The organism is Serratia sp. JSRIV001, assembly GCF_019968745.1.
GTDB classification, from domain to species: domain Bacteria; phylum Pseudomonadota; class Gammaproteobacteria; order Enterobacterales; family Enterobacteriaceae; genus Chania; species Chania fonticola_B.
Genome location: NZ_CP074147.1, coordinates 3802241 through 3824165, shown reverse-complemented (window position 1 = coordinate 3824165; position 21925 = coordinate 3802241). Strand labels below are relative to the sequence as shown.

Sequence of the window (21925 nt, the reverse complement as noted above, 5' to 3'; positions counted from 1 at the left end):
AATGCCTACATATACATATCGCTGTTCATGTAAAGAATCGTTTGATCGCATGAAGCGAATTGCAGATCGACATTCAGCAACTTGTCCGAAATGTGGCAAAGAAGCAAAACAAATTACAACAGCACCGCGAGCTATTAACGGTGGTTATTACGACACAGGACTCCGTTAATGATTTTCAAGGATAAACTTTTTAAAATCCTGCGAAAATCTCAAAGCTTTATCTTACCACCGCCAATACTAAGTCCATCAGAATGGGTTGAGGACAATTTAGTCTTCCCTGATGGTGTTGATGCTGGTCGAAAAATGAAACTGTTTGAATTCCAGAAAGGAATGATTGACAGCATTAATGAAGACAAACGAAAAATCATTTTCATGACTTCGGCACAGATAGGAAAAACCACTATTCTGAACGGTGTTCTGTTCTTCAAAACAGCAACAGATCCAGGCAACGCAGGTGTTTTACAGGCGACTGGTAAAGAAACAAATCAATGGCTATCAGGCAAGATTCGTCCAATGATTGACGCTTCTCCAGAGATGCAAAAATATATCACTGATAAGAATGACCGTAACGCGGTTAATAACACCAATCAGATTCAGCTACGAAATGGTGGTTTCTGGTATTTCATGAGTCTAGGCTCACCGTCTAACTTGCGCGGTAAAACATTACCTCTGATGCTTCTTGATGAAGTTGACGCAGTTGAAACCGACAGTGATGAAGGAAATCCGATTGTTATTGCTGAACAACGCGCAACGACATTCGGAGAAGACGCGAGAATTTTTATCTGTTCAACTCCAACAGGTAAATATGGTGCTATCAATACGCAATACGATTCAAGTGATAAACGAAAATATCATATCCCTTGTCCTGCGTGTAATCACTCGCATGAAATGCTATGGGAATATGTGAGATTTGATAAGAAGATTCAAGAAGGGAAACAAGTTCCTGACGCTGATACAGCTTATTATGAATGTCCAGAGTGTGCTCACAAATTTAAAGAATCTGAGAGACTTCAAGCAGTGAGTAAAGGACATTGGGTTATTACTAATCCAGGTGCTTCAACAATCGGTTTTCATATCAGCAGACTTTATAGTCCAACAGCTTCAATTAAATCGTTAGTTCAAGAATACGCTGATGCATTTTCAAGCTATTCATTGAGCACTTTTTATAACACAGTCTTAGGACTTCCATTTGATGATCTGAATGAAGATATCGAAGTGTGGAAACTTGAACAATTGAAATCTGATATCAGCTTTGAGGATATAGATGATGATGTTCAATTTTTAACTGCCGGTATCGACTTACAGGGCGACCGCATTGAAGTAACTGTTCTAGGTCACACAAAGCATCGTGTTGATATTCTCGGTCATAAGATTATCAGAACAATCAGCACCTCTAATATTCAGGATAAGTCATATAAAGAACTTCTAGCGTTTATCAAAGCACCTTTCAAAACTGTTAGCGGTCGTTCATTGCCTATGGCTTGGGTGAATATGGACTCAGGTGATAACACTAAAACAGTTTATCGATTCTGTACAACATGGACGAACCTTAAAGCAATTAAAGGTTCTTCACAGCTTAACGCACCTATTGTTCCTGTAGCTCCTTCGAACAAAGGCGGCTATGAACTTTATAATCTCGGTGTATCAAAAGGTAAGACTTTCATTCGCGAAATGCTCAATCGTGCTGTTAAACCGGGTGCAGTGAAACCTATTGATGTTCGAATCTCTAAGACTCATGTTCCAGACGATTATTGCGAACAGCTTATGTCCGAAGAATTAAAACGTTCCGGTAATAGTCAACGCTGGATGCTTAAACCCGGTGGTGTAAGAAACGAATGTCTTGATACGTTGAATTACGGTATGGCTGCTAGATTCCAAGTTCTTGATAAATTCAACTGGAATTACTGGTACGCGAAGAAACAAGACCCTGTTGTTATTGAGCATGAAGAAGTTCAAGAAGTCACTGAAGAAAAACCAACTGTTAAACAGTTAAAAGAGCGTCTTACACCGACAGCTCGAAAAAATCCTAATAAACGAAAAAGAGGCTGGATGAGCTAATGAGAGAGTTTTACATAGGAGAGAATATTACCGTATCAACTGAATCTGACTCTCAAGTAACAGTTGGTAGAGATAATAAAATCTTCGCACAAAAGCAAGCTAATGAATCAGGAGAGGCATCTATTGAAATTGATAGCATGTTTGAAGCTGGTCATTATTCAATTGTTATTACTAAAAACGGTAAATTCATTTCAACAGAAGCGATTTGCATAAAATCCCCGTTTATAAATACAAGCAAGAAAGATTCTTTACGAGAGATGATTAAAAACCTTGATGCTGTTATCGAAGCACGTTTAACGAATAACGTTGACGCTGTTCAATCGATGAGTATTAACGGTAAAAGTTACGTCTATGAAACACTTGAAACCCTGATGAATGCGAGAAAGAAATTCACTGATCAACTTGCTGATTTAATTCAGTCTGAGAACCTGAAAAAAGGGAAATCTCCAATCATCAATATCAAAGCGAGGTTTGTTAATCCGAGATGAAATGGTTTCCGGCATTTACCAAAAAAATGCCAGTTAAACGCAGAAAGGCTCCAAAGTTGACCGTTCTGAATGACAAAACTTATGAAAAGGAGTTGGAGAAACGTCTTATAGGCATAAACCCAACACGTTTAACTGGCGACTTCGAACAGAACACTGTTAGAGGTTCAATTAGCAATGCTATTAGGGCTGCTGCTGATTCACAACGAGATTATGCAAGAACACTTGTTATAAATAATCCGCATATTAAGAAAGCTGTTCAATATCACATTGATAACGTTGTAGGAGCTGACGGAATTAACCCTCAACCTCGAATTACTACAGCAGAAGGTGAACTGAATAAAATCATTAACAAGCGAATTCTTGATAACTTTAAATATTGGTCTGAGAGTAGAAAACGCTTCTCAAGAAATAACAAGCATAATTGGCGCAGTTTTGCATTGCTGATTGAATCTGCGAGATTTACTGACGGAGAAGTTTTTGTTCGAATTCATGAAACTGATGAAGATTTTAAAGTTGAAATTATCGGCGCTGATCGTGTCCCTTATGGTGAAACATCAAAAAGTGAATCCTCATATACGCGAAACGGTATTGAATACGATAACGAAACTGATGAACCAATTCGCTATTTCTTTAAAGAAATCGATAAAACAACTGATACTCATTCAGGGAAATTGATTGGTGTTCCTGCTGATGAAGTAATTCATTATTACTTAGAGAAATTCCCCGGTCAGCAACGAGGCATTACTGAATTAACTGCTGTTATGGAAACTGTTATTCATTACGGTGACTTCATTAAATATGCAATCGTCCAAAAACGTCAAGCTGCTAGTTCCGCTGGTTTTATTATTCAAGATAAAGACTCTAAGCAAGATATCGATTTAGGTTTAGACGGTGAACATGATCATGAAGATTATGAAGAACCCGAAATCATTCAAGAAATCGAAGCTGGTATGTTGCAGAAATTGCCTGCTGGTCATGACATAAAACAATTCACCGCAACGCAAGGCGCTGATAACGCTGATAGCTTCTCTGATTTGCTAGATGGTCATTTAGCAATGGGTATGAACTTCTACAAGCAAGGTTATAAAGGTGATACCGCAGGTGTTAACTATTCCTCTGCTCGTTTCGGTGCAATGAACGAAAAAGGAAACTTTAAAAACGTTCAAAGCACGTTGCAAGAAGTTGTATTGCTTCCTCTGTTTGAAAAATGGATCACTTTCATGATTCGAACTGAAATGTTTGAATTCAAAATGACTGCTATCCCTTCAATTGTTTCTTCAACTGCTTGGACATTCCCAAGACGTGAATCAATTGACCCTGTTAAAGATACCGAAAACGACGTGAAGCTGGTTGATAACGGATTTAAATCTGCTGCTCAAATCATTCTTGAACGTGGTGATGATCCTGAACAGGTCTTTGCTGAAGTTGAATCTGAAAAAGAACGTTTCGTTCCTAAACAAGCTGCGAAAGTTGAAGTTGCTGAAGCTCCTGCAATTGCATCTTCTGAAGCTAATTCAAATCAGGAATAAAAACCCCGCATTACTAAATAAAATTGTTAGCGATTCGTAAGAGTCGCTTTTTAAAAGGAGAAACCATGCTGAAGTTGCGTCGTGATTTCTCTGTAGGACAAGTTGAATCAACTGATGGCGTATTTGATATTGCTTTCAGTTCTGAAGCTCCTGTTCAACGAGAAATCCTAGATGAATTCGGTCAGCCAATTCTTGTTAATGAAATTCTGGTTCATGAAGGATCACATAATGCTGATCTAACAAGAATTAATAACGGTGCTGCACTGCTATTCAACCATGACTTCGATAAACATCTTGGAAAAGTTATTCAAGGTTCAGTTCGAATTGATTCTGATCGCATAGGTCGCGCAAAGGTTCAATTCAGTCAACACGGACAACTAGCTCAAGAAGTTTCAGCAAAAGTTGCAGAAGGAACGATTACAAAAATCTCTTTCGGTTACGACTTAGTTGAATACGAAGTTCAAGGGGAAAACCTATTAGTTACGAAATGGGCACCATACGAAATTAGTTTCGTAACTGTTCCTGCTGACGATTCCGTTGGGTTGGGAAGATCACTAAATATCAATGTTACTAACAAAAAAATTAATTCAAAGGAAAACAAAATGGCCAAACGCGCTAAACGTATTGATGAAATGTCTACTGAAGAACTGGAAGACATGACTATTGCTGATATCGAAGAACTGTCTGATGAAGATCGTGCAAAACGTGAAGAAATGCTGGAAGAAATCGTAGAAGCACAGGCTGCTGGTGAAGCTGAAATTGCAGCTACTGCCGACGAAGATCTGGCTAATGCAGGAACTGAATCTCAAGAAGAAACCGAACTGACTGCTGAAGAACGCGAAGAAGAAATCGAAGAAATCGAAGAAATCGCTGAACGTTACAGAATTGGTCGCGGTGAAGTTCGTAAAGCAATCGCTAATAACATGACTGCTCGCCAGTTCAAACGTTCTATTAAACCTTCTCAAACTAAAGCACCGGCGGTAATTCGTACTATGCAAAAAGATACACAAAAAACTTTAGAAAATCGCTTCAATTTGGACACTGCTTTCCGCTCTCTGATGGATGGTAAAAATCTTCGCGGTGCTGAAGCTGAATATCATCAAGAAATGACCCGTAAAGCTATGAAACGTGGTTCTGTTGCTCGCGGTATTCATATTCCTGTTGCTGCTCTGCGTGCTGCACCTGGTGGTAACGTTTCTGCTTCTCTTGATCCAATTAAACAGTCCGTAACTCGTTATGACAGTTTCGTTGAACTGCTGCTGGGACCAAGTGTTGTTGATAAACTGGGCGTTAACGTTCTTTCGGGTCTTGAAAATCCGATTACTGTTCCAGGCATGACTAAATCGGGTACTGATTCATTCGGATTCGTAGCTGAAAATGGTGAATCTCCAGAAGGTAAATCAGAATTCAAAGACATTGCGCTAACTCCACATACTTTCACCGGTGGTAATCCTCTGTCTCGTCAAGCTCTAATGACTATGCCTAATATCTCTGGTTATATCGCTGATCACATCGTGAAATTCAGCCGCGCTAAACTAGAAGGTTTGATGTTCGGTTCTATCGCAGGTGATGCAAACACTCCTGAATCAATCATCGCTCAGTTGACCGCTGTTCAGTCTGGTATGTCTTATAAAGAGTTCCTGAAATTCGCTGCTGGTCTGATTGACGAAGGTGTTGATCCATCTGTATTCAAATACGTTATGAACGGCTCAATGGAAGCTGATCTGATGAGTACACTACGCGATTCTAACGTTCACGATTACATCATCAATGATGATCGTAAACTGGGCGGATATGACGTTGTTTCAACCGGTCGCATCGCTGCTGATAAAGTTCTTGCTGGTGACTTCTCCGGTCTGACTATCGCTGAATGGTCTGGTCTGTCACTGGATATCGACGACACAACCTATCGTAGTCGTGGTGCTATCGTTCCTCGCGTCTGGTGTGATCTTGACTGGAAAGTTACTGATACTCAGAAGCTGAAACTGCTAGAAAAGAAAGGCACTGAAGCTAAAGCTGCTAAGTAATTAGCTGATTAAAAAGGAGAGCAAATGCTCTCCTTTTTTTGGCTCTAAATAAAGTAAAAGGAGAATCTATGATTAATATTCGCTACAAACAGCCTAATAAAAGTCAGTTCAACGACAAGCAACAGGAAGCTTTCTTGGAGCGATTTGGAATTGACGTTCAAAAGGGTGATACACCTGTGAGAGTTATCTTTGAATCGTCAAAGGTTGAAGACTCCAATTTCGTTTCCCAGCAACTTTATATTACTGCAAAAACATCCGACTTCGAAGACGGTGATTTATTCACGCATGAAGGAATTACTTACAAGGTTATGTATGGGATGAACGATTTTTCAGGGTTAACAGATTTCTATATTAGTTTGGAGAGTTCAGATGAACGCAATTCAAAATACAACTAATCTTCCAGCTATCGAATTCAAACGCTTTATTCAAAAATTCCTTAAAGAAATTGGAGTTGAAGTTGTTGAAGAAGGTTTTTCAACGTCATCAAAGAAAAAAGTTCAAGCAATGATTTTAGGATTTGAAGAAGAATACAGTCGTCCTAATTTGAATTCACCACATTTAACAGCAACTCTAAACATTACAGTAAACCTTTCGAGTGAATCCGAAGAATCAAAAGTTTCTCAAGCGATTTTGAAACTAATGTCTATCAACGGAAGAACAAAAGGATTACCGACATACAAACTTTTCAGCATTACTCCATCAAATAGCTCAATTGCTTATGTAACCGAAAGTTCTATTGGTGAAGTTAACGGTTCAATCACACTTCAATTCTCATACTTAATGAGTATAAAGGAATAAAAATGGCAGAAAAAAATAACAATCTGGTTATCGGTTCTTTAGTTGATGTAAGATTCAGCTTTAATACCGATTCAGATACAGCTTCAATCTTTGATCCGGGATTCAGCACAGTTACCGAACTTGCTCAATTTCCAGCATTAACACGAAAATCCAGCATTCAGTCAATTGATAATTATGACAATGATTTTACAAGTAAACTGAACGGTGATATGACTCTTAATAGCAGTCAATTAGTAGTGAATGAAGTCCCCGGTGATGCAACGCAAGAAGCATTAAAACAAGCTGCGCGTGATAGAAAACTTGTCAGATTCCAGAATCTTTATATTATCGATTCAGGTGATAATCCAACAGGTCAGCAAACTGCTTCTTATCAGATCTATGATGCTTACGTTTCAGGATTTAAAAGCACTGGTGATTCAAGCTCTGTTTCACAGATCGCTTTTGACATTGCTCCAGCAAGCGGAATTATCGCTGAAGGTGTATCTCAAACTGGTGAAGTTCTGAGACAAGGCGATTTCGGTGTTGGTGCCGGTACTGAAGATTTCCCAGGTCCAAAAGATACATCATCTTTTATCGGTAACTCATGGCGCACTATGATGGGTTCTAACAGTGATAATCCGATTAAAGCTGATACAACGCTGATTCACTCGCAACCGAACGAAACCAAAGCATGGCAGATTTTAGGCACTGTTGAAGGAACACCAGAACTTCATGTAAGAAATATTCAGAAAAGCGGCACTGGCATTAGTAAATCAAAATGGGCGAAAGTCTATACCGATCTAACTCGTCCTACTCCTGCTGATATTAATGCAGTGGCTAAAGCTGGCGATACAATGACAGGCGATCTAAAGATTGTTACTCCGGGAACTGCGCAAGCTTCATTACAATTGAATGATGGTCTATTCAGAGTTAATGGTGCTGATGGTAATAGAGCTATGGTTATTAGCGCTAACAAGAGTCCAATTTATCTTAGACCGAACGGTGACTTGTCTCAAGATGGTGAATTTAAATTTGAACCTTCTGGTAAATTGATTGCTCCGTCTGTTGTTGCTCAAGCTGTCAAAATCGCTTCTCAAGGAACAGATAATGATGATGCAATGCGCTATGACACATGGAAAAATAAATCGTTTATTCGTCAAGATACAGCAGTTACTAATAACGATTGGAACAATCTGACCCAAGTCGGTATCTATAAGATTCACGGAAACACAGGTGCTAATGCTCCGGGGCTTTATACTCATGGGATTCTAACGGTGTATCAAGCAGGAGCTGATCAGTACAACGAGAACAGACTTGTTCAAGTTTATTATCCTCATCGTACTGGCGCAGATACAAGCAACGGTATTGCATTCAGAATTCGTAACTCAGGCGTTTGGATGGCTTGGGACATCGTTCGTAATGAAAATTACAATGATAACAAATACGTCAAGAAAGCTGGCGATACAATGACAGGTTTGTTAACTATCACAGATGGTGGCATTGAATTAGGAAATGCTAAAGGGATATGGGCTAGAACGTCTCCGGCTGATTCAGGACGCAGATTGATAGCACAGATTGATGCATCAAACAAAGTCACTTTAGGCGATAAGATGATTCCAACACAGATATGGAGTTCAACTAATCCTACTGTCGTAGTTGGTTCATCACAATATACTTTCTATCACACTGGGAATAAACCTACTAAAACAGATGTTGGTTTAGGAAACGTATTAGATACACGTCAATTAAAATACTCTGGCGATTCAACTACTGGTGCATTTACTTTTGGTTCATTGAACTTAACGGCAGGCATTTCAGGCGGTGCTACAGGTAAAGAGGCTATTAATGCCGAATGGGTTAAAGCTTTTGGGTTCAGTGGTATTGGTTCTGTTACAAGCCATGACTGGAATACTTTAGTTACTCAAGGCTCATACACTGTTAATATGGGTGGCAACCGAGGTGCTAATGCCCCAGCAGGTGACAATGGATTCACTGGAATTTATGGATACGGTATCTTGAACGTTACTACTGGTGACCATGCAAATAACGGACGAGTTCTTCAAGAATATATTTCTCATGAAGGTCCAAATACTTCACCGATATGTAGAGTAGCACGTAGAATCATGAATACTTCATCTGGTGTTGTATCATGGACTCCGTGGAGATATTTCCAGAGCACATCAGACATTGACGCTCAATATGTTGGTAAAACTGGCGATACTATGTCAGGAATTTTAAAGTTCTCGAATGCTTCACAATATATTTCAACTGATAAAACTAACGTTAATGGTGATGAGTATACAGTTGGTCATTCTAATGTTGGTGGTTGGGCATTTACTGTTAAGGAAGGGTCTAAGTTTGGTCGTCAACTTTATGGTATTAACCCACAAGGTCGATTTGTCTTTCGTGCTGGCAATGGACCAGTTGATTCTGGTATAGCTCCAACTTCTGACTTAGAGGTGATTCACGTTGGTAATATTAATACGACTTTGAAAAATCGTTATTTATGGCGTGTTGATAATCTTCCTCAGTTAACTAAAGTATCAACAGCAGCTCCAAGTTCAGGTGCTCAAGCAGATTGGTATAAACTTGCAACATTACCTGAAACCACAACAGGCAATACAAACGTTATGTTTCAAATTTATGGTGCTACAGATTATGGAAGAACTCGTCGCCCTGTTGAAACCATTAACTTCAGCACAAGGAATTTAGGAACACAGACTCCAACCAATGCTAATATTGCTACTTGGTTAAGTCATACACGTATTGGGATTCAAGAAATTGGTGATATAACTTCAGGATCAGCTCGTTTTGGTTTGGTTCGTAATGGAAAAACTATTGAGCTGTGGATGAAAACGCCAACGTATTATCAAGCAAATACAACAAACATCACATTGTTGCATAATAATGGTGGTGCTTGGTTAGCTGATAATGCACCACCTGTTACAACTGAACCCGCAGGTATCGTATACGTTTCTCCGGCAGATGTTTATACAACGCTTCAACCACCGAAACCAAGTGAATTAGCTGATGGCGGTTCTTATACTAAATCTGAATCCGATTCTCGTTACTTAACTAGTAATAATCCAGTGCTAGCAGGCAACTTAACAGTTAAAGGCTCGATTACGTCAGTAGGTGTTATCACTTCTCAAAACTCGTTGAAAGCAACAGGCGGTGGTAATCCAGGTTCAGGCGGTGCGCATATTCAGTGGAACGTTTCTAGCTCTGCTGCATTGCCTGCTAACGTATCAGGAGCGATGCACTTAACAAATCATTACGGAACAGGTACAGGCGGTTGGCTATTCGAATCGAAAGGAAACGGAGAATCGAATCAAAAACGTGCTGCATTTTTGAATAGAAATGGTCAGTTAGAACTTGAACAAGGTGTTATTACTCAAGCTCAGTCTAACTTTAACGGTATTGTGCATATCGCTAAGGGTTCGAAAATCACAGCTCAAAGAACTGATAAAGTTATTAACGCTGTTGAAGTCGGAACTGATAACAGATTCTATCTTGGCGATGAAGCATCATCAACCGTTATTCGCGCTCTGAATCTTATTATTAGGGCAGGCGGTAAAGAAGGAGCAGTTTATTCCGAACTGAATAAACCAACTGCTGCTGCTATTAGCGCTGTTGCTATAAACGACACATACGATGAGGGAACTTTCTAAATAGAGAAAAGGGGCGAAAGCCCCATCTCTGGCAACATCAAATAGGATATAAAATGGCGAACATCAAACCTCAAATGCAGTTGTTTAGAACAACTGTTGCAGGTCGTCAACCGACGGCTGCACAAATCAAAGAAGGACAATTAGCAGTAAACTTAACTGATAAAAAGCTATACACCAAAGTCGGAACAACAATTATTTCAGTAGGTCATGGTTCAGGCGCAACTATCGCAGGTGATAACACTTGGACAGGAAAAGTAAAATCAGGATCGCTAGAAACTACAGGAACTTTAGTTGCAAATCGCGTAGAAACTGGAACTCAAGTAATCACCGGTAACGCATCATTTAATACCTTCACTGCTTCTGGTGGTGCTGGAATTAAAGGAAAATTAACCGTTGACGGTGACGTTCAAGTTAACGGAGCAACAGTTAACGCTAAGAGTATTAAAGCAAACGGAACATTTGAATCTGTTGGATCTGCAACTATCAGAGGTGCATTAGAACTTTACGGGGCAACTCCTTATATTGATTTTCATCATAATAACAGCACAGCCGATTACACATCACGAATCATTGCTTCTGGCGCTAAATCTATCGACATTTCATCTGAGAACACGACTGTAACAGGAACTCTTAACGTTAATAACGTTTTGAATGTTAATGCAGGCATTAGCGTTAAACGTCCTATTGTGATTCGTCCTCAAGACGGTGGTAACGCAGAATGGGCGAACATAGGCTTCTACGACGCAGGTAATGCAGGTGCTCAGAGAGGCGCTGTATGGTGCGATCAAAATGGTTCAATCGGTTTAATGTCACGAGGTAACAATTCAATTAACTGGTCGTCGGATAAGTATCTAAGAATTCCATCCGGTGAGTTGGAGGTCGGTACATGGAAAGGTGGAACTGGAGAAAATCAAGAAGCAAGAGACAAATCAAAATTTTATAACAAAGGTTGGATGCAATTAGCAGGTGTTAACGCTTATCAAGATAACAATGATCCTAACGGTCGTTGGAATCGTCAGGTTAACGGACTAAGAATGTTTATCGGTGATACTGATTTAACTTCTGAAGATTACTTTGTTGAACGTGTTGGAGAAAGACACTTCAGAGCAATTCACGTAGGCGGCGCAAATTCCAATGGTTGGTTTGAATTCAGAAACAACGGTGATTACTCTTGCAACGGAGTTTCTTACGCAGCAGCCCACCAAAACGTTTCCGATAAACGTCTAAAAGAAAACTTGAAAGTTATTCCTTCTGCGTTGAATAAAATTAATAAGCTAACTGCATATTCGTATGACCTTCATAATGCATACGATAAAGCGCAAGTTAAGAAATCAGTCGGTTTAATTGCACAGGACGTTCAAAAAGTATTGCCTGAAGCAGTTAGCGAAATTGGTGTTGAAGACTATATTGGTCTTGATTACAGCGCTGTTACTAGTCTTTTGGTGAATGCCGTTAAAGAGCTAAATAAAGAAGTTCAAGAACTTAAATCAGAGATTAAATCTTTAACTAAATAACAATAGAGTCTCCTGCGAGACTCATTTCTAATAATCCAAGAGGACTTAAAATGGCTGCACCATATGATATTTTTGCTGGCTCTTACGTCAGTGCATTTTTTTCTGAAAAAACTGATAACACTTCAATCGACGGAACTGATTTTGTAGAAATTCCTGAAGTTGGTGGATTCCCTGAATCTGGTTTAGAACGTGACGTTATCGTTGCTGCTAACTATTCTCACAAATATAACCGCAAGCTTGTAGGTCGTGCAAACGTTCCTGATATCGACATGCCTGTTAACTTTATTCCGGGTTCTGTTCATGATCAGTTGGTTAAACTTTGTGAAGACGGTAAGCGCTTCCAGTTGAAAATCGTTCGTTGGTTCGATGCTGCTAAAACTGAAGGCGTTGCTCAAGTTTATAACGTGTTCCTAGCTTCTGCTGGTATTACAGGTGGCGAATCAGACGTTATTCAGCGCACTTTCACCTTTGCTGTTGATGGTGGCCCAGTTGCTGAAGGCATTGTTATTCCTAAAGCGTAATCATAATCAAAACCAAGGGAGCCTCGTGCTCCCTTTTTGGCATAAATAACTTTATCAACTAAGAGGATATAAAATGAACAAAGAATCTATGTTTGCTGCTTTAGCTCCTAAGCGCAAAGAAATTAGCATCAAAGAATTTAAATTCTACGCTCGCCCTATGACTGTTTCAGAGTTTCAAGAGCACATGAGCAACCCTAATAAAAAAGAACGCGATGCTATTATGATTAAAAATTGCATTGTAGACGAATCAGGAAATCAGATCTTTGATTCTGTTGATGAAGTGAAAGCGCTTTATACTAACGTTCAAATGGAGCTTGCACAGGCATCGGCTGATATGGCTATCTTCATTGAACCTCGTGAATTGGAAAAACAGCTAAAGTAAATTGGGCTAAACGATTCAGATTTCAGCAAATGATGAGAAAAGGTCTTTCCTCGAAAGAGATTGAGGAAATGTCTGTTATTGAATACTGGGAGCTGTATATCTTTGATACGTTTTTAGAGCCGCAGGGTCCGCTTTATAAAGACGTTGTTCAAGCCCAAAGCCAGTGGACCGCTTATGTAACAAGTCCTAACATGACAGAAAAAACAATGAAGAAAATGAAACTTAAAAACTTCACGATGATTAAACACGGAACAGATGAATTTGTATTTCTATCAAAAGAACAACAGCGAGCTAAAGACATTGACGACGACAAACGCAAAATGGAATCTATTCTTGCAAGCTATCAAGATAAGAAAGTTAAAGAAACTGTTCGCAAAAAGATGGAGGCTCAACTAAGAGAAAAATATGGCGAAATCTAAGTATGAATTAGAGATACTTGGAGATAACTCCAAGTTTAATAGAACAGTTTCCCAATCAATGGAGAGACTTGATGAACTAAGTGCCCACACAGGTGGGTTCTTCGGTGGTGTTTCTGGTGGTGCTCAAAGGGCAACAGGTGCATTAAATGCGTTAACATCCATGACGCCTGGACTAGCCGCTTTAGGCATTGCGGGTGCTGGGGCAGCATTAGCTTTTAAGACATTAAGCGACACTATCGATTACGTCGGTAAACTTAATCAGATTTCAACTGCTACAGGTGTTTCTGTTGAATCGCTTCAAAAACTTCAATCAGAATTTCGTGCAACCGGATTAGAAATTGAGAAGTTCGGCGATATTAACAAAGATGCAATGGATCATATCGGTGACGCTATCAGAAACGGTAAAGGTGGTATTGCCGATGATTTGCAAGAATACGGTTATGATTTAAAAAACCTAACAAAATATGCAGGTGATGCAGAACGTGGTATTAAAACTGTTATTGACGTTTTCTATGAAATGAAAAAGGCAGGACGTTCCCAAGCTGAAATAGTGAACATGATGGAATCAGTAGCCTCGGATTCGAGCGCAATGATCTCGACGCTTGAACAATATAAAAACACAACCGAAGCACTGTCTGCTGTTCAAGGTCAACACGCAAGAGTTACTAACGAAACTGCGCAAGAGTATCAAGAATTCGAAAAGAACATGAAACAGTTAGGTGAAACAGTTGACGGTTTCAAAGTTCAGGTTATTAGCCCGTTGATCGGTGAATTAAATAGTCTTTGGGATATGTTTAACAAAGATTGGACGACAACTGATTTCATGGATACTCTGAAACACTTCTATTACGGTGGTGATACTGGATTTGCTAAAGTTCTGAGACAAATGGATGGACAGTACGAGGATTCGAAAGGTAATAAATTCTCTATTGAAGAACAAAAGCGCATTGATTTTATAAAAGCTAGAGCTAAGGATCTTTACGACTTAAACCAACAACTTAGTAAAGAAGATCAAGAACGCAGTAGAGAACTTGCTAAAATCAACAAAGCACAAGCAGAAGAACAGAAAAAACTCGACGACAAAAAGAACGCCGACGCTCTAAAAGCGGCTGCTGAACAAAAGAGAGTTAATGACAAAATGCTTGCTGACCGAAAAGCTGCTTTTGAAAAGCTTGCTAGCATTAACTCTATGCTTTATTCAGGTGGTGCAGGTCAAGTTGCATCTGGTTCACAGCAAAATCAAGCAGCTTTGAATAGTCTAAAAAATCTTCTCGACGGTCAATATATTACTCAAGAGCAATACACCGAAAAACGCAAACAGTTGATATCAAAAGCTGGTAATGATTTCGCATTGTTGCTATTAGGAGCAGATCCTAAAACACTTTCTGAAATGGTTAACGGTACAAATGCCGTATACGATCAGCAATTAGCAGATTTAAATGCTAAACGTCAGAAAAACATGATTGATCAACAAACCTATAATCAACAGCTTGAAAATATCGAAATTGAACATAAAGCCCGTCTTGATGCTATCAAAGGTATGAACTCAGACTTGATGAACAGTCAAATGGCAACCGACATGGATAGCGACACTGTTGAAGATAGAATGGCTCTTGCACAGGCTCAGTTAGATCAGCAAGCAACGCAATGGCTTGAAGCTCAAAAATCCATGTACGAAGCGGGTGCTATCGATTACGAAACGTTCCTACAAAACAAGCAACGTCTTGATGAAATGTACTCTAGCAAGTCTAGACAGATATCAATGATGGAAGCCAAAGAGCGCTTGCAGACGTATACAAATATGGCTGACGGTATCGGTGCTGTTGCTTCTCTTATGGGTGGCGAACAGTCTAAAGCTGCTAAAGCTGCGTTCGCTGTGAGTAAAGGGTTATCTGTCGCACAAGGCTTGATCAACGCTAACGAAGCCGCGACTAAAGCAATGGCTATGTATCCTGGGCCGATTGGGATCGCTATGGCTGCGACCAGCTACGCTAGTGCTATAGGACAAGTGATGCAGATGAAAAGCGTTCAGGGTCAGTTCCACGACGGGATAGACGATGTTCCCAACACAGGAACGTATCTGCTAGAAGGTGGTGAACGTGTTGTTGACAAGCGTTTGAACCAAGATCTGAAAGATTTCTTAGGAGATTCAAAATCTGGATCAAATCAGCCTGCTCAAAATATTGATGCATCAATCAGCAATATTAAAACAACACTAGACGAACGCCAGTTGATGAATGTTTTGAAGAAACAACAGCAAACTATTACCTCTATCGTGAATGATGGAAATAGGAGAAAAATGTAACCAAGGGGCGAAAGCCCCTTTTCTTGTGTCCTCAACCTCCAATGTTAGAATGCTAAATAAGTTTATAACAAATTGGAGAATCAAAATGAAAAAGTATCTTACTTTAATTGCTGTCGGCCTTCTGGCACTTTCTTTCTCGGTGCATGTGTATTTTAAATCAACAGATTATCAATGTGATGCTATATATGAATCATCACCCGGTTCAATCATCACGACAAAATCGCTGTTAAATGATAATCGTGATTCTTTTAAATTGACAGTAAATGAAATTGCCATCAAAAGTCCAACATTGACCAAGATTGATAGAGAAACAATTAAAAATCATGACTATTCGATTGGAAAGAATAATTTTGTTAGAGCAGTGAGATCATATCGAAACACGGATAACACCCCGCTTGTTATCGTTACCGATATTTCACAAAGCAACTATGAATATTCAATAAGCAACTGCAAGAAAATTTAATCCCCTCAGAACTTCCTTTCAATTCCTATTCTCCTTGTTGAGCTAAATAAAGATAAACTCAACAAGGAGACATTTCGTGTTCTTAGATAACAAAAACGTAAAAGTCAGTAGTGTAACTATTACTGACAACGCTCCTTTCTTCCAAACAAAAGCTTTAAGCGGACGAGTTACTAAAAGAATGGCTGGCCCGCAGTTCTTTACTGTTAAATTCACTGCAACATGGATGAAAGAGCATCTTCCTCAAGTTAAAAAATTCATCGCTCTGCATAAGTTCGGACAACCTTTTGAAATGCCTTTAGGTTATTTCTCTGAATATAAAGGCAACGCTATCAACGTTACTGTTAGCGCAAAATCAAATAAAGGCTCAAGACTCGTTAAGCTTGGTCAATTCAGCGGAACTCTTGAAGCAGGCACTTATATTAGATTTAAGAATCACGCAAAGATCTATCAAGTGACTGAAGACGTTCAAGCAAACGGGACTATGAAGATCTTCCCTTCACTGTATCAAGAAGTGAATGCAGGTGAAGCCGTTAACTTCAATAACATTACAGCAAGTTTTATTCTAACAAACGATTCATACGATATTCCGATCAGTTCTGTTGGGAAACTTGATTTCACAGCTACGGAGAACGTATGAGCATTAAAGACGAACTTAAAAAACTTTGTACTAATCCTGATTTCATTTCTGCATATAACGATTTCAACGGAACAAAAGTTGCTTCTCTGACTGAACAACAATTAATGTCTGCTGGGTTCCTGTTTAACTTGGTTGACATTCAGTTATCAGGTGGTGGTGAAGTTAATTTAACCGATGGCTTTCACGATGTTGATTACGACTCAAAGACCTATCTTGCGTCTGGTGATTTTCTTGATCTGACAAGCGCAGCAGAAGAAAAGGAAATTAACAATAAAGCAATGAACGTTAATATCAGCAACGTTCGTCCTGAATACATCGAAATGATCAGAGCTAAAAAGTTCTCCCGCGCTTCGGTGACAGTCAGAATTGCTTTCATGAATCCGAATACAGGTGAAGTTGCTTTAACTTATCCAGTATTCACAGGCACTGTGGATTCAGTGAATATCAATATCGAATACAAAGACAATGAATCAACTAACGAATCTCAGACAACGATTAATACTCTGTGGGAAGTCTTAGAGAAGAAAGCAAGAAATCACTGTTCTGATGGTATTCACAGAAGCTATCCAGGCAACGCGAACGATACCGTTTTCAGCAGAATCGGAAAATGGAACAGCGAAGCAATATGGAAATCTGCGAAATGATTAAACAAGCAAAAATTTCAAGAATTCTTAATCAGTATCTTTTCACAGAGCACGAATTCGGAGTTAACGACTGCAATATTATTCTTGCTGATTACCTCGATTCATTTCTTGATACTGATTACAAAGAACAGCTCTATCAGAAATACACAGATATTCAATCCGGTCTAAAGCTAGCTAAAGAAATTGGTCTGAAAAGTCCAAAATTCATTTTAGATAAACACGCTATGAAAGTTACTGATATTAAAAACGGTGACATCTTAATAACCAAATCAACCAAACATTATTCTGTTTCAATCGTCTTTAACAATCAAGCGATTGCTGAACACGACGGAGTTTATCTAATGATTCCCCTCGAAAGCTTGAAACCGGATTTAATTTATAGAATAGGAGAATAACATGGCAATGATAGCTGTAGCCGCTATTATCGCGGGTGCTTCTGCTGCGGCAGCTGCTGCGGCAGTAACAACATTAGCAGTAGCAATCGGTATTGGGCTAGCTGTAGCAGCGGTAACAGGCATTATGGGTTATATGGCAATGCAGCAATCTGTACCCAAGATGCAATCGCAGGACACAGGAGCGACAATAGGAACAGTAACAGATCCTAAAACAGTTCTGCCTGTTATCTATGGTCGTGAGCGCGTTGGTACTATTGCTGTTTGGAAAAACATTGCAAAGAACGATGATACGAAACTGGTTACTATTTTCGCTATCGCTGAAGGTGAGATCGAAGGTTTCCATAATATGTATCTCGACAACAAGCGCATTTTAAGAGAAGAAGTAACAACACTTAAAAGCGGAATTGTTGATGCTGCTAACATTGATCCGAAATACAGAGGTTATCTTGAAATTGAATTCAGCACAGGTGGTGCAAACGGTCATCATTTAGAACTTGCTTCGAAGTATTTAGGACAGGATGAAAACGGATGGTCGATTAACAACGTTGGTAAAAACGTTGCTATGGGCTGCGTTGTTATCAGAAAAACAAATGACGGCTTACAAAATGGTGTTGATATCTTTAACCCGAATGCTCAAATCGGTGTTGAACTGACCGGATTAAGAATAAGAGATTTGCTTGATAACACCATTAAAGCTAGCACGAACGGTCCTTCTCAGTTGCTTGATTATATGATGAACAGTCATTATGGATTAGGAATTGAACCTAATTACATTGATGTTGATTCGTTCAAAGTTGGTGCAAAGTTCGCTTCTGATAATAGCTTCTATTCAAACGGTTCAATGGACCCTAATGCTGCATTCAAAAACAATATTACAAGTCTTTGCGGCTCGTTCGGTGGGATGGTTTATGAAAGCTTCGGTAAACTAACATTAGGTGTTGATGCTCCTGACGTTGTTCAATATAGCTTTGATGAAGATAACATTCTTCAAGGGATGATCACTCTGAAAGATGGTGAATCAAACGGTTATTACAACACACTGAACTGTACTATCAGACAACCTGATGCTGATTACTCTGATATCGTTTACAGATATCCTAGTGAAATCAAGAACGATGAGCAGATTAATAAAGACAAACGTATTATCACCAAAGATGTTGATTACAGATTTATCAAAAGCAAAGCGCAACTTGATAAACTCGCTTCTGTTGAACGTAACAAATCAATCTTGCAGCAATCAATCAGTTTTAATACTGCTGATGCATACGGCGTTAAAGTTTGGGATGTTATCAAGGTTACTAACAGTGAATTGAAATTGTCCAATAGCTTATGGCGTGTTGTGCGTGTTCATCGTTCAATGGCCGGTTCTGTAGCAGGACAAATCCAGATCGACGCTATCGAATATAACGATAAAGTTTACTCTCAAGTTGATATCGCTAAAGATCCTAATTTCAACGGATCTGATATCCCTGATGCAACGATTCTTGCTGTTCCTGAAAACTTCAAAGTTCAAGCTACCGGCACAACTGCATACGGACAGAACATCGTTCTAACTTGGACTGCTGCTGACGACTTCAACAGATACGGCTTCAGACTTCAGTACAAGGTATCAGGAGCAAGCGAGTGGGTGAACGCAGGCTTCACTAGTCAAAAATACTTCGAGATCTACGGGCTGAACGTTGCCAAATACGATTTCAGAGTATGCGCAACCGGTATAGCTGCAAGATCTGAGTGGGCTACGTTAGTCAATCAGAACCCAGCAACAAGCTATACGCTCCCAGGCGTCACAGGATTGACCCTAGTGAACGCGATGGAGAACGCAACGACCACTAAAGCAACTGAATTTCGATTCGCCTGGGACGACCTGAGCGCTCAGAAACTGCAAGTGAACGGTACAGAGCAGACCTTCAAAGACCTGTTCAAGTATTACGAAATCAAAGTAACGGGTAAAAAGACAGTCGTTTATAAAACTGCTGATACTAACTTTACTTACACTTGGGAACAGAACGTATCACACGGTCTAAGCAGACAAGTAACTATCGGTATTACGACTATCGGCTACGGTGGGCAGAAATCTCCTGAAGTGAAAATGACTGTTAAGAATAATCAACATCCAGCGTTAACAGGTTTCAATGCTCAAGCAGGTATTAAACTGAACGGTGGCATGGCGTTTACTTCTTGGACTTCAAGCATTGAGCCTGATTTTAATCAAGTTCAAATTCAAGTTGCAAGAGATAGCAATTTTACTAAAGAAGTTAGTTATCACGAAGCAACCGGAAGCATGTTGAATTTTGAATTGGGTGAAGGTGGTTGGTATGTCAGAGCAGGCGCTTATGACGTGTTCGGAACTGATGGAATGATTTTAGGTCAACCGACATATCTTGATATCAAATATGAAATTCCGTTTAGTCCTGAAGATATCAAGAACATCGAAGACTTGATTGATCTGTCTGAACAGCTTAATGAAACACTTGGCAAAGCTAATGAACATGCTGATTCTGTTGCTGATAAAGCAAAGAAAGACGCTGAAAAATATGCTGCTGATTCTATCGTTCTTTCGGAAACGAAAATGAAAGAATTCACTAATGGTCAAGTTTCAGCAAGTGAAAAGCGAACAGACACGAAGGTTGCTAATTCTGAAAAAGCGTTGAATCAAAAAATTACTGAACAAGATGCAAAATTCACTAAGCAAGTCGGTGATTTAAAAGTCTCGACTGAAGCAAGCTTAACCGAGATCAGTAAATCACAAAGTGATTTCGAATCTGCTACTACTCAAAAATTCGCAGAACAAAAAGCTGAATACACAGATGGTATAAATAAATCCAACTCTAGCATTAAAACTTTAGATGAATCTGTAGCAAAGCAAAACACCGCTAACGCATCACGTTTCAGTAAGATTGAAGCTAACGTAGGAAGCAACACAGCTTCTATTTCCCGTCTGGATAAAGTCGTAGTTGATAACAACAAAGCTCAATCTCAAGCATTAACACAGGTTGAAGCGAAGTTAGACGGCAAGATCGCAACAGTAAGCAACGAGGCGAAAGCTAGTGTTGATAAACTGACTGGTCAAGTTAACGCTTCTAACTCTATGACTGTTGACGCTAACGGTGTTTATGCAGGATTCAAACTGCTTGCAAGTGATGGTCCTGTAAAAGAATCTGCTGCTATTTTTGCTGTTAATAAGTTCATGATCGTGCCTGCTGATAAGGATATGACAAAGGTTAAGCCTGTTTTCTATGTCGATGCTCCTACAAAGACTGTCTATATGGATAACGCGATGATCAAAGACGCTTCAATCGGTAACGCGAAGATTGCAAATGCTTCTATTGATAACGCGAAGATTGCAAACGGTTCTATTAATACAGCCAAGATTTCTCAAGAGATTGGTTCTGATAACTGGTACAACTCCGGCGGTACTCAAGGTTGGATGATTAATAAAAACGGCACAGCATACTTCAAGCAAGTTCAAGTAAAAGGACACATCGAAGCTGAATCAGGATATTTCAAAGGTGATGTGTATGCAAATAATGGTGTTTTCAACGGCACTGTTAATGCCAATTCAGGTGTATTCAATAACGGTACGTTCAATAGCTGCGTTATTAATGAAAACTGTGATATCAGAGGGAAACTGAGAGTTAACCAGATTGAAGGTTCTGTCATGGACGGTTCAACATTCGATTGGACAGGAGTCAACACAGGAGCTGTTAACTATGTTCGTTACGCTGGTAATCCTTACTCAGCAATGAGAATTTACGGAACAATCACTGTATATCGTCATAGCAGCAGAAGCGGGAATCACGGATATGGAGGCGTCAGATTTAACACTGGTAGCGGTGGTTATATACCTGCATCTGAAGAAATGATTTCTATGAATCGTGGTGGAACAGGCTTAGGACGAACACAATCAATCGTTCGTATCAATGAAGTTGTTAATGCGGGTCAAGGTTGTTTCTGGCAACTAGCCGCTGGTGAACTTGATCAAAGCGCAGGCCATTCTACGCGCTTTATCATAAATTTAACAGCGGCACCATATCAAACTAACTTTAGTTTGGGCTAAGGATTAATTAACCAAGGATGGTTACAACAAAAGAGGTA

Annotated in this window: 18 protein-coding genes; all 18 read left to right on the top strand. The window is 39.5% G+C overall.

Annotated features, from left to right (window positions below):
- Position 1: 1 nt before the first annotated feature.
- Positions 2-169, top strand: a complete 168-nt coding sequence (locus tag KGP17_RS28005; protein WP_223498090.1) for an FmdB family zinc ribbon protein — start codon at positions 2-4, stop codon at positions 167-169.
- On the top strand, positions 169-2058 hold the full coding sequence (locus tag KGP17_RS17755) for a terminase gpA endonuclease subunit (protein ID WP_223498089.1): 1890 nt from the start codon (positions 169-171) through the stop codon (positions 2056-2058). The genes KGP17_RS28005 and KGP17_RS17755 overlap by 1 nt, the downstream gene beginning before the upstream one ends.
- On the top strand, positions 2058-2546 hold the full coding sequence (locus KGP17_RS17750) for a C25 family peptidase C-terminal domain-containing protein (RefSeq protein ID WP_223498088.1): 489 nt from the start codon (positions 2058-2060) through the stop codon (positions 2544-2546). The genes KGP17_RS17755 and KGP17_RS17750 overlap by 1 nt, the downstream gene beginning before the upstream one ends.
- Positions 2543-4075 (top strand): phage portal protein, encoded by a 1533-nt coding sequence (locus tag KGP17_RS17745; RefSeq protein WP_223498087.1) that lies wholly within the window; start codon positions 2543-2545, stop codon positions 4073-4075. Before KGP17_RS17750 ends, KGP17_RS17745 begins: the two co-directional genes overlap by 4 nt.
- Positions 4076-4140: 65 nt before the next feature.
- Complete coding sequence (locus tag KGP17_RS17740) at positions 4141-6102, top strand: phage major capsid protein (protein WP_223498086.1); 1962 nt, start codon at positions 4141-4143, stop codon at positions 6100-6102.
- Between the two features lie 68 nt (positions 6103-6170).
- A complete protein-coding gene (locus KGP17_RS17735) occupies positions 6171-6497 on the top strand; it encodes a hypothetical protein (RefSeq protein ID WP_223498085.1) in 327 nt (108 codons plus the stop codon).
- Positions 6472-6900 carry a hypothetical protein gene (locus KGP17_RS17730; RefSeq protein WP_223498084.1) on the top strand — a complete coding sequence of 143 codons (429 nt, stop codon included), beginning with the start codon at positions 6472-6474 and terminating at the stop codon, positions 6898-6900. Before KGP17_RS17735 ends, KGP17_RS17730 begins: the two co-directional genes overlap by 26 nt.
- 2 nt (positions 6901-6902) lie before the next feature.
- Positions 6903-10550 carry a pyocin knob domain-containing protein gene (locus KGP17_RS17725; protein ID WP_223498083.1) on the top strand — a complete coding sequence of 1216 codons (3648 nt, stop codon included), beginning with the start codon at positions 6903-6905 and terminating at the stop codon, positions 10548-10550.
- A 53-nt stretch (positions 10551-10603) separates the two neighbouring features.
- On the top strand, positions 10604-12064 hold the full coding sequence (locus KGP17_RS17720; RefSeq protein ID WP_223498082.1) for a tail fiber domain-containing protein: 1461 nt from the start codon (positions 10604-10606) through the stop codon (positions 12062-12064).
- Between the two features lie 50 nt (positions 12065-12114).
- Entirely contained in the window at positions 12115-12585 is a 471-nt protein-coding gene (locus KGP17_RS17715) for a hypothetical protein (protein WP_223498081.1), read from the top strand.
- A 73-nt stretch (positions 12586-12658) separates the two neighbouring features.
- Entirely contained in the window at positions 12659-12967 is a 309-nt protein-coding gene (locus KGP17_RS17710) for a phage tail assembly chaperone family protein, TAC (protein ID WP_223498080.1), read from the top strand.
- 68 nt (positions 12968-13035) lie between these two features.
- On the top strand, positions 13036-13386 hold the full coding sequence (locus KGP17_RS17705) for a hypothetical protein (protein ID WP_223498079.1): 351 nt from the start codon (positions 13036-13038) through the stop codon (positions 13384-13386).
- Complete coding sequence (locus KGP17_RS17700) at positions 13373-15691, top strand: SHOCT domain-containing protein (protein ID WP_223498078.1); 2319 nt, start codon at positions 13373-13375, stop codon at positions 15689-15691. Before KGP17_RS17705 ends, KGP17_RS17700 begins: the two co-directional genes overlap by 14 nt.
- Before the next feature lie 85 nt (positions 15692-15776).
- Positions 15777-16154: a hypothetical protein gene (locus KGP17_RS17695; RefSeq protein ID WP_223498077.1), complete on the top strand. Its 378-nt coding sequence runs from the start codon at positions 15777-15779 to the stop codon at positions 16152-16154.
- Positions 16155-16230: 76 nt separating this feature from the next.
- A complete protein-coding gene (locus KGP17_RS17690) occupies positions 16231-16791 on the top strand; it encodes a hypothetical protein (RefSeq protein ID WP_223498076.1) in 561 nt (186 codons plus the stop codon).
- The gene (locus tag KGP17_RS17685; RefSeq protein ID WP_223498075.1) at positions 16788-17435 is read left to right on the top strand and encodes a hypothetical protein; all 648 of its coding nucleotides are present in this window, start codon (positions 16788-16790) and stop codon (positions 17433-17435) included. The genes KGP17_RS17690 and KGP17_RS17685 overlap by 4 nt, the downstream gene beginning before the upstream one ends.
- Complete coding sequence (locus KGP17_RS17680) at positions 17432-17830, top strand: hypothetical protein (RefSeq protein WP_223498074.1); 399 nt, start codon at positions 17432-17434, stop codon at positions 17828-17830. Before KGP17_RS17685 ends, KGP17_RS17680 begins: the two co-directional genes overlap by 4 nt.
- A gap of 1 nt (position 17831) precedes the next feature.
- Complete coding sequence (locus tag KGP17_RS17675) at positions 17832-21887, top strand: hypothetical protein (RefSeq protein ID WP_223498073.1); 4056 nt, start codon at positions 17832-17834, stop codon at positions 21885-21887.
- Positions 21888-21925: the final 38 nt, after the last annotated feature.

Coding starts and splice junctions, on each gene's coding strand:
- KGP17_RS28005 (WP_223498090.1), top strand. CDS start 2: ATGCCTACATATACATATCGCTGTTCATGTAAAGAATCGTTTGATCGC.
- KGP17_RS17755 (WP_223498089.1), top strand. CDS start 169: ATGATTTTCAAGGATAAACTTTTTAAAATCCTGCGAAAATCTCAAAGC.
- KGP17_RS17750 (WP_223498088.1), top strand. CDS start 2,058: ATGAGAGAGTTTTACATAGGAGAGAATATTACCGTATCAACTGAATCT.
- KGP17_RS17745 (WP_223498087.1), top strand. CDS start 2,543: ATGAAATGGTTTCCGGCATTTACCAAAAAAATGCCAGTTAAACGCAGA.
- KGP17_RS17740 (WP_223498086.1), top strand. CDS start 4,141: ATGCTGAAGTTGCGTCGTGATTTCTCTGTAGGACAAGTTGAATCAACT.
- KGP17_RS17735 (WP_223498085.1), top strand. CDS start 6,171: ATGATTAATATTCGCTACAAACAGCCTAATAAAAGTCAGTTCAACGAC.
- KGP17_RS17730 (WP_223498084.1), top strand. CDS start 6,472: ATGAACGCAATTCAAAATACAACTAATCTTCCAGCTATCGAATTCAAA.
- KGP17_RS17725 (WP_223498083.1), top strand. CDS start 6,903: ATGGCAGAAAAAAATAACAATCTGGTTATCGGTTCTTTAGTTGATGTA.
- KGP17_RS17720 (WP_223498082.1), top strand. CDS start 10,604: ATGGCGAACATCAAACCTCAAATGCAGTTGTTTAGAACAACTGTTGCA.
- KGP17_RS17715 (WP_223498081.1), top strand. CDS start 12,115: ATGGCTGCACCATATGATATTTTTGCTGGCTCTTACGTCAGTGCATTT.
- KGP17_RS17710 (WP_223498080.1), top strand. CDS start 12,659: ATGAACAAAGAATCTATGTTTGCTGCTTTAGCTCCTAAGCGCAAAGAA.
- KGP17_RS17705 (WP_223498079.1), top strand. CDS start 13,036: ATGTCTGTTATTGAATACTGGGAGCTGTATATCTTTGATACGTTTTTA.
- KGP17_RS17700 (WP_223498078.1), top strand. CDS start 13,373: ATGGCGAAATCTAAGTATGAATTAGAGATACTTGGAGATAACTCCAAG.
- KGP17_RS17695 (WP_223498077.1), top strand. CDS start 15,777: ATGAAAAAGTATCTTACTTTAATTGCTGTCGGCCTTCTGGCACTTTCT.
- KGP17_RS17685 (WP_223498075.1), top strand. CDS start 16,788: ATGAGCATTAAAGACGAACTTAAAAAACTTTGTACTAATCCTGATTTC.
- KGP17_RS17680 (WP_223498074.1), top strand. CDS start 17,432: ATGATTAAACAAGCAAAAATTTCAAGAATTCTTAATCAGTATCTTTTC.
- KGP17_RS17675 (WP_223498073.1), top strand. CDS start 17,832: ATGGCAATGATAGCTGTAGCCGCTATTATCGCGGGTGCTTCTGCTGCG.